Source organism: Thomasclavelia sp., from assembly GCF_047249845.1.
Classification (GTDB): Bacteria; Bacillota_I; Bacilli_A; order Erysipelotrichales; family Coprobacillaceae; genus Thomasclavelia.
The window spans coordinates 1-1,568 of record NZ_JBKTWO010000188.1 but is presented as its reverse complement, the minus strand read 5'-3'; the positions used below and the strand labels follow the sequence as shown (position 1 = coordinate 1,568).

Genomic DNA, 1,568 nt, shown 5'->3' with positions numbered 1-1,568 from the left:
GGATATACTCCTCTCATCATAACATCAGAAAAAAACAATGATTGTCTTGATTGCTTTAAATTTGCAAAAACATCATCTGGATTGCATGAATATGGATAACTGAGTTGCCCTGCTAACATCATGCCAATTTTTGCATCTGGTATGATTTCATGACATGCTTTTACCGCTAAAGCACTTGCTACAAACTGATGATGTGCTGCCTGATAAATCCTTTGAAATCTTGAAGGATCATCAAAGGATTCATGAAATCCTCCACCTAATGCTGGCATAATAGCTAAGGTATTTATTTCATTAAAATTCATCCAATATTTCACTTTATCTTTATAACGTTCAAAAATCGTCCTGGCATACTTTTCATACAAAGCAATCAACTTTCTATTTTTCCATCCTCCATACTCTCTCGCTAAATAAAGCGGTGTTTCGTAATGAGTAATTGTGATAATGGGTTCAATATTATACTTTAACATTTCATCAAACAAGTCATCATAAAACTGCAATCCAGCTTCATTTGGTTTTTCTTCAATCCCCTTTGGATAAATACGTGTCCATGCAATAGATGTACGCAATGCTTTAAATCCCATTTCAGCAAACAGTTTGATATCTTCTTTAAAGCAATGATAAAAGTCTATTGCTTTATGACTAGGATAATATTTGTTTTGATTGATATATTCTCCATAATGTTCAAACCTTTCTTCATTAACCAGTAAAGTATCAGCTGTAGATGGTTCTTTACCATCTTCGTTATATGCCCCTTCAACCTGATGTGCAGCAATCGCTCCACCCCATAAAAAATGAGAATCAAAAATAGATTCTTTCATACTTATAATCACTCTCCTTTTTCGAGACAATTATATCGTATAAAAAAATCTATGACCTTATCATTTATTTCCTCATTTTTTATTTTTATTGAACATGATGTGATTATTGTTTTTCTCATAATTGATAAAAAACGGATAGTACAAACACATGTCTACAATTAATATTCCTATACATAATAGCAATCCTAACCAACTATTATTAGTCAACATTGCCCCCACTCCAAATGGCATATAAGTACTTATTTCAGCTCCAGTAGGAAAAGGAACTATTGGAATCAACTTCATAAAAATAATACATATCAATAAATTTATAAGGGGTATGCTTGTAAATGGTATAAACATAAAAGGATTAAACACTATTGGAAACCCATATATCAACGGCTCATTAATATTAAATAATGAAGTCATTAATGCAAGTTTACCTAAAGTTTTTGTAGATGTATGTTTAGATTTTATAATCATTAATACATTTAAAGCTAAAGTCGCACCTACTCCACCCATAAATACCCAAGGCATTAAAAACCAATAAGGGTATGGAGCGGGTAAGTTTGAAGCAAAAGCAGTAATATTTGCATAATATATTGTTGTATGAAAAGGAAGTATGAGTGTATAGATAAGTTGCGGTCCATGTATACCTATAAAATATAACAATGATGATAAAAATATAAAGACTGCAAATCCCCATACTCCCTCTGAAATAGGCTTTAAAAGCATTGAGATAAATTGATTAAAATATACAAATATATTTTG

Annotated in this window: 2 protein-coding genes; both read right to left on the bottom strand. The window is 31.1% G+C overall.

All coding sequences use genetic code 11. The annotated features are described in order from the left end of the window. Nucleotides 1–818, bottom strand: an 818-nt coding sequence (locus ACLR9T_RS14670; RefSeq protein ID WP_413110185.1) for a glycoside hydrolase family 1 protein, incomplete at its 3' end; no start/stop codon positions are given. Between the two features lie 72 nt (nt 819–890). Then, the coding region (locus ACLR9T_RS14665; RefSeq protein ID WP_413110184.1) for a PTS transporter subunit EIIC at nt 891–1,568 on the bottom strand (678 nt) is incomplete at its 5' end.